The 6,322-nt window shown below is 71.7% G+C and carries 9 protein-coding genes; 7 read left to right on the top strand and 2 right to left on the bottom strand.

All coding sequences use genetic code 11. The features are described from left to right. Positions 1-381 precede the first annotated feature (381 nt). The gene (locus ABZW30_RS40980) at positions 382-510 is read left to right on the top strand and encodes a hypothetical protein (RefSeq protein WP_355676401.1); all 129 of its coding nucleotides are present in this window, start codon (positions 382-384) and stop codon (positions 508-510) included. 80 nt (positions 511-590) lie between these two features. Here ABZW30_RS40980 and ABZW30_RS40975 read toward each other — a convergent pair whose 3' ends face one another. Next, positions 591-905 (bottom strand): hypothetical protein, encoded by a 315-nt coding sequence (locus ABZW30_RS40975; protein ID WP_355676400.1) that lies wholly within the window; start codon positions 903-905, stop codon positions 591-593. Positions 906-1,151: 246 nt separating this feature from the next. On the opposite strand from ABZW30_RS40975, the gene ABZW30_RS40970 reads away from it, so the two are divergent. The 3 genes from ABZW30_RS40970 to ABZW30_RS40960 all read left to right on the top strand — a co-directional run bounded on the left by ABZW30_RS40970 (position 1,152) and on the right by ABZW30_RS40960 (position 3,087). Continuing rightward, complete coding sequence (locus ABZW30_RS40970; RefSeq protein WP_355676399.1) at positions 1,152-1,457, top strand: hypothetical protein; 306 nt, start codon at positions 1,152-1,154, stop codon at positions 1,455-1,457. An 832-nt stretch (positions 1,458-2,289) separates the two neighbouring features. Further along, complete coding sequence (locus tag ABZW30_RS40965) at positions 2,290-2,742, top strand: DUF721 domain-containing protein (protein WP_355676398.1); 453 nt, start codon at positions 2,290-2,292, stop codon at positions 2,740-2,742. Between the two features lie 75 nt (positions 2,743-2,817). Further along, entirely contained in the window at positions 2,818-3,087 is a 270-nt protein-coding gene (locus ABZW30_RS40960) for a hypothetical protein (RefSeq protein ID WP_355676397.1), read from the top strand. A 430-nt stretch (positions 3,088-3,517) separates the two neighbouring features. Here ABZW30_RS40960 and ABZW30_RS40955 read toward each other — a convergent pair whose 3' ends face one another. Continuing rightward, positions 3,518-3,817, bottom strand: a complete 300-nt coding sequence (locus ABZW30_RS40955) for a hypothetical protein (protein ID WP_355676396.1) — start codon at positions 3,815-3,817, stop codon at positions 3,518-3,520. A gap of 291 nt (positions 3,818-4,108) precedes the next feature. Here ABZW30_RS40955 and ABZW30_RS40950 point away from each other — a divergent pair, with 291 nt between their 5' ends. The 3 genes from ABZW30_RS40950 to ABZW30_RS40940 all read left to right on the top strand — a co-directional run bounded on the left by ABZW30_RS40950 (position 4,109) and on the right by ABZW30_RS40940 (position 6,185). Then, entirely contained in the window at positions 4,109-4,555 is a 447-nt protein-coding gene (locus tag ABZW30_RS40950; RefSeq protein WP_355676395.1) for a hypothetical protein, read from the top strand. 125 nt (positions 4,556-4,680) lie between these two features. Further along, complete coding sequence (locus tag ABZW30_RS40945; RefSeq protein ID WP_355676394.1) at positions 4,681-5,046, top strand: hypothetical protein; 366 nt, start codon at positions 4,681-4,683, stop codon at positions 5,044-5,046. A gap of 383 nt (positions 5,047-5,429) precedes the next feature. Next, positions 5,430-6,185: an aminoglycoside phosphotransferase family protein gene (locus tag ABZW30_RS40940; protein ID WP_355676393.1), complete on the top strand. Its 756-nt coding sequence runs from the start codon at positions 5,430-5,432 to the stop codon at positions 6,183-6,185. The last annotated feature ends 137 nt before the right edge of the window (positions 6,186-6,322 follow it).

The raw sequence follows: 6,322 nt of genomic DNA, 5'->3' as shown, positions 1-6,322 counted from the left end.
ATGGCCTGTAGGTCCATGGACTGACCATCACCCCAACGGCCATGGTCAGTCAGCTACTTGGCCGAATAGGTCGAGAATCATGACCGAGCCCTGGAGGCTCGCGTTGACACACACCCTGACAACTCCTGGCGGGATGTCCCCGGCAGTGGCCAGCGCGGACAAGGCCGGGGAGAGACCGATGGACCCGCCGCCCTGGCGGGCGTTGCTGGTCCTGCCACCAGGAACGCAAGGAACGACTGGAACGGGAGGTCGAAGAGCAGTTGGAAGCCGCCCGTGCGGCGGACGCGGCGCTGCGCCTGTGCTGGACGTGCCGGGAAGGAGGGCTCGTGGCTGGGATGACAGGGGAAGGCCGGCCTGGACCGGCTGGAGTGCCCGGGGTGCGTGAGTACCCGCGCTGCCAAGGACCTGGGCCCGTTGATGTTCCCGCTGCCGACCAAGGGGGAGCTGGTGGCCGCGCTGGTCTCCACCCCGGACCGGACGGCGGCGGACTGCCGGCCCGAGTGGTTCTGACCCGTGCACTCGCGGTGGATGACGTGTACGGGGTGCCGAGGGGCCGAATGGGTCCTCGGCACCCCGTACACGCAGCGGTGTCAGCGTGTCCGGCGGCCCCCACCGTTCAGGCGGCAGAGGTGAACGGTGCCCCGTGGATCGGCGGGATACGAACGGTCGAGCCGCCAGCCCTGTTCGAGGGCCACCCGGAGGACGGCCCCGGCGCCTGCGCCCCGGAAGTGCCGGGTCCCGACGCTGACCCGGCGCAGGATTCGGCCCGTCGAGTCGGCCCGGTAGGCGTTCTTCCCGCGCTCGCGCGCCAACTCGGCCCGGCAGAGCTTCTTCAGGTGCTTGCGCAGGTGGCGCACGTACGCGTCCGGACTGCGGCGGAGTTCCAGGAAGCGTACCCGCGGCATGAGGACGAGGGTGAGCAGCGAATCACCACACGGCAGCGCATCGGACCCCACGGCGAGCCGGTCGCGGGCGGCGGCCCGTACGGATCGGGCACGTCGACGTGCTCCGGGGGTGGAATGAGGCGGAAGAAGCGCAGCTCTCCCTTCACCACCCTGCTCTTCGCCCAGTCCACCGACCAGCCGTGCCGCTCGGCCAGCTGCTCGACCCGGGTCGGGGCCAGGCCGCGGTGGTGATGGAGCCACAGGTGCGTGACCGCCCGGCGCACGCCGCTGGGCGGCAGCTCGTGGGGCTCCCAGCGGCTCTTCCTCTCGGCCCTGGAGAAACGCTTCGTCAAAAGCCCTTCGGTGAAGGTCTCCCACTCCTCGGTCCTGCCGTTCCACTCGATGCGCAGGCGCCGCCAGGAGATCGCGCTCCCCGCCAACCCGCCGATGATCTGGGCCAGATCCCCGAGATCACTTCCGGAACCGCCACCGCCACCGCCTCCGCTGGTGGCAGCGGCCCAGAACGGCAGGGCCACGAACCCGATCGCCACCAGCATCCCCAGCGGAATGTAGACGAACTGCAGAACGAACTGTGCCGCCAGACCGATCCGGGACCTTTGCGGAGCGGCGCGTTCGGCGGGAGTTCCCCGCGGCTCGACCGGGACGCCGGGCCCTGGCACGGCGCGTCTGTCCGGAGCGCCCGACGGCATGGCTGTGGGCATCAGATCCGTCCCCCTCGGTCCCGTGCTGCCTGCATCAGCTTTGCCCGCCGCGCACGGCTCTAACCATCGTGTGTCACAACCGAGTTACTGGCCGAGCACTGGCCGTCCGGATGACGTCGCAGCGTCCCGGCGGGAGGGCGGGAACGCTGCGAAAGCGGTGCGACTGGCCCACGGCCCGCTGGTGCGCGACGGTCGGAACGTGCAGACGCCCTCCGGCCGGCCGCTCGCCCACCCCGCCGTCCCGGACCACGCCCACCCCGCCGTCCCGGACCACGCCGACGACGGGCGGGCCCGGCTGCGCGCCCTTGGTGGCCCGGATCGCCCACGGCGACGAACGGGCCTTCGAGGACCTCTACGGCGCCACCGCCGGTGCCGCCCGGGGGCGGGGTCCGCTCGTTCGTTGCGCCCCGACCTGCTCGCCGCCGTCCGGGCCGGTCCTTGCTGCGCCGCCGTCCTCGTGCTGCGCCCGGTCCGGTACCTGCTCGCTGGGTCGCCGTGGGCGTCGATCAGCCAAGGTTCCATGTGGCCCAGGAACCTTGTTTCCTTGCAGCCCTTGGGGGTGCTGGGATTGCTCGCTGCGCTGCCGTCCGGGCCGGGCCTCGCTGCGCGCCGCCGAGGCCGCCGTCCGGGGCCGGGTCCGCCGGCCTCGGCGCTGCGCCTCGGGGCCGTCGCCCAGGACCTGCTTGCCGCCGTCCCGGCCGGCCTCGGGGCCTGCTCGCCGCCGTCCGGGGGCGGGGTCCGCTCGGACCACCGGTGCCGACCTGGCCGGCACCGCCCTGCGCGCCGCCCGCCAGGCCGCCCGCAACGCCGGCAATGCCCCCGCCAAGCACAAGAAGCCCCAGGCGGCGATGGACGGGCGCGGCCGCGACGCGCGCGAACCAGCCCGCCTCAACCTGGTCGTCCCCACGCTCGCCGCCTCCCAAGGCTGGGCCCTGGGCATGGCCGGCGGCAGCATCCAGGACCGGTGGGCCGCCATCGTCGGACCCGACGCCGCCACGCACTGGGCCCCGGCCGGGTTCGACACCACCACCCGAATCCTGCGCGTCCTGGTCGACTCCCCGGCCTGGGCCACACCGTCACGGTCCACGGCCCCCCACCGCGTCGCCCAGCCTGCGCTCCAAGGAGGCGCCGCATGAGCGACACCACCAATACGTCCTGGCAGGAGCCGCTGGACGACGTGGGCGAAACCTTCAACGGCTGCGGGATCGACGATGTCGCCGACTCGGCCGCGCGTTCACTCCACACATCACATCGCCGGCTGCTTCGACCTGCCACGGCCCGGCCTGTACGAGGGCCGGGTCTCCTGGAAGGGGCGCCAGGCCGCCGAGGAACAGCAGAACAGCCTGCGAGCCCAACTCGCCACCCCGGAAGGCCAGCACAGCTCGGACGAGATCTTCGCAGCACACCGAAGGACTCTGGAGACCTATCGAATCGACCTGTGGTGGACAGCCGAGTCCAAGGACGACGAGGACGACGAATAGGCACCACGGGGTGTGGTACCGCCGTCCTGACAGCGGTGCCACACCCCGTGGAACAGATCGACGGGGCGACGGGCGAGGACGGGCAACTCAGGCTGTCGCGCGCACGTCAACAAGTCCAGTGTCGACCATTTCGTGACCCTGGAGCAGACAGGCCCCACCCGGCACAGCGTGGACGTCACCGAGGCCGAGCTCGCGGTGATCCTGCGGGTGTTCTACCTGGAATCCCTCCGCTGCTGTCCTCGCTACTCGGGGCAGATGCCAGCAGCCCTCCCGCGCTCTACCAGAGCCTGGCCCGTCGCTTGGGCCGAACGCTGCCCACTTGTGCCGGAGCGGCCCGCGCACACTGGCAGTCCGAGGTCCTGCGCCTGCACCAGCTCTTCCGCTACCGCTGACCGGCCTGCCGCCAACGGTCCCGGCGCGGTGAGAGTTGTCAGCCGGTTCGGGGTTGCCGGGAGGTTCCGGTGTGGGGGATGGGCAGAGCCCTGGTGCCGAGCGAGTGATGCAGGACGGCGGTGAGGCGGGCGGTGCCGCCATCCTCGCAGCCGACTCCGGGGCCGGCGGCGTCCCGGCGCTTGAGCACCAGCGTGACCTGCTGCGCTGTCTCCTGCGCGACCGGATCCGGCTTGTAGTCGCAGCCAGACCAGTCCACGTCGAGTGTGATCGTGCGGTCGTCGGTCCCCACGGTGGTCCCGCCGGTGGAGGGATCGTCCAGTGCGATCCGCCCGATCACCGAGGCGTCCCGTCCTTGTACGGCGGCGGGTAATCGTCGGCCCACGCGTAGCACGCCGCCACCCCGAGCCCGATGACGCCGGCCGCGAGAAGCCGGCGTTTCTCACGTGTCGTCAGTTCCATCCCCGTCCCTTCTTCGCCGCGCACCTTGCCGCGGCCATCGAATTATCGGATCAGTGTGGTCCGGCCGGTGGCGGGGCGGCTGATCGTGTCAGGGTCCGAGCGGTCGGGGCTTGTGGCTCGTTGAGCGGTTGTGGCTGACGAAATGGACAAGGGCCGGAGCCGGGCTCCGATGGTGTGGGCGCTGGCGGTGCGCGAGGTGGCGGAGGGGTCGCGGTTCGCGGAGCTGATCGTGGAGGTTGGCGCGGAGCTCCACGCCGATCTGGTCGAGGCCGCGGTCGACAGTGGCTTTGTGCTCGCCGCGGGTGAGCCGCCGGCGACGAGCGGGGTCGTCGAGGTCGGCGGCGGCCGGGTGGAGAGGCTGGTGCTGGTCGGGGGCCGTGAGGTGTGGGAGCCGGACACGCGGGTCGAGGTGTCGCCGGGCTGGCTGGCGGCGGCTCTGGGCCGGGGTGTCGCCGTGGTGGTCCTCGTGCCGCCGGGCACCTGGCCGCCCGGTCTGATCGAGCTGGAGCCCGAGAAGCGCCTCGATGCTTTCACCCGGCACCTCGAACAGGAGAGGACGGCGGGCCGGGTTCTGCACGGGATGGCATCGGTGCAGGTAGACCACCCGGAGCGGTGATGATCGCGGGGTCGCCTGGCGGTTGGTCGCGCGAACACGTTGTCGAACAATGAAGTACGGCCGCCCTGCCCTCCACCCCTGCGATCCCCGTAGGCAGCGGTGCCCAGCCCGCACCCCGCGAGCTGATGACCCTGCCTGATCCCCGAGTACCAGGCCGCCCCACCCAGGGCGATGGAGAAGATCCACGTCCCACGTACCGCTCGGGCGGGCGCCCGGTGCACATGGGCGGCTGGTGCGCGCCCGCCCCGGCCGAGCCGGAGGCCATCGGGCGCGGCCACGACGCCTGGTCGCTGGAGGAAGGCCCCGCCGACGGCCCCGCTCTGCAGGCGATGCCGGCTTGGGGCGCCGGGAACCACGACCGCCAGGGCGATCCCGACGCCCCCGACGCCGACCTGCTGCTCACCGTGAACTGGGACAGCACCGACGGCTGGTCGCGGAGGGTCGGACCCTATCTGTCGTCAAACCCTGTCAGCGATCACCATCGGATCTGATTGGATCGGCGCCGCTCCGGAGTCCCGAAATGTCTGGGTGGACGCGCGGGTCACGTGTCCTCAAACGATGGCGGACCCGTCTCAATCGCGGCAGGGTAAGTGCCCACCTCTTCGCCGCCACGGCGCGTCACGCACGGGCCCCCATGCGGTGGGCGCGGGCGCTGAGGTGGCGGCGTTCGGGGGTACTGGTGGTGCGGCGGGCGGCTTCGCGGTAGGAGGCCGCCGCGGCCTCGTGTTCGCCGAGAAGTTCAAGGAGGTGGGCGCGGGTGTCGAGCGTGCGGCCGGCGCGCCTCGGCCTCGCCGGCCGGGACGGCGGGCTCAGACGAACTGGAGGTCTCTGGTCAGCAGTTGCGGCACGGCAGTCTCCTCGTCACGGTTGCCAGGTGACTACACGAGATCTCGGTCGGGTCGAGCGCATCGGCAACACAGTGCACCGGCCGGCCGGACCGTGGACCCCGGCGGTTCACGGCCTGCTCCGCCATCTGGAGGCCGTCGGCTATGAACATGCGCCCCGCGTGCTCGGCTTCGACGAGCGGGGCCGCGAGGTACTGACCTGGGTCAGCGGCGAATCCGGTCCGGACGGGTGGGCCAAGGTCGTCGACGACCAGGGCCTGATCACCTTCGCCCGCCTCCTGCGCGACTACCACGACGCCGTGGCCGGATACCGACCTCCGGACACCACATGCTGGTCCACCACCACCGCCGGACCCGTCGGCGACGAAGTGATCTGTCACGGCGACTTCGGTCCCTGGAACACCGTGTGGCGCGGCGCCCGGCCGATCGGAATCATCGACTGGGATCACGCGCGTCCGGCGCCACGGCTGCACGATGTCGCGTACGCCCTCGAATACGCGGCGCCGTTCCGCGACGATGCCACGTGCCTGCGGTGGCTGCGCTACCCGCAGCCGCCCGACCGGCGTCACCGCCTTGAGGTGTTCGCCGCCGCCTACGGCCTCACCGACACGGCGGGCCTGGTCGATGCCGTGCTCACCGTCCAGGAGGAGGGCATCGATGTCAACCGGCGCCTGGCTGAACAGGGCCACGAACCCCAGGCCACCTGGGTCGCCGAAGGGCACCTGGACGAACTCCGGGCCCGCCTCGCCTGGAGCCAGGCCAACCGGCACCTGACCGATGAGTGAATCTGATCGGGTGATGTCGGAGTAGCAGCTCCGTGGTCTCGGCCGATCCGGTCGGTGCACCGCCACGCAGGGCAACAACCGCGCCTCGCCGCCGACCTGCCGGGCCGGGAAAACCCATCGACCAACCACACATCGAT

This window comes from Kitasatospora sp. NPDC004669, from assembly GCF_040609455.1.
Classification (GTDB): domain Bacteria; phylum Actinomycetota; class Actinomycetes; order Streptomycetales; family Streptomycetaceae; genus Kitasatospora.
The sequence above is the reverse complement of the archived record's forward strand: the minus strand, read 5'-3'. Positions and strand labels throughout refer to the sequence as shown.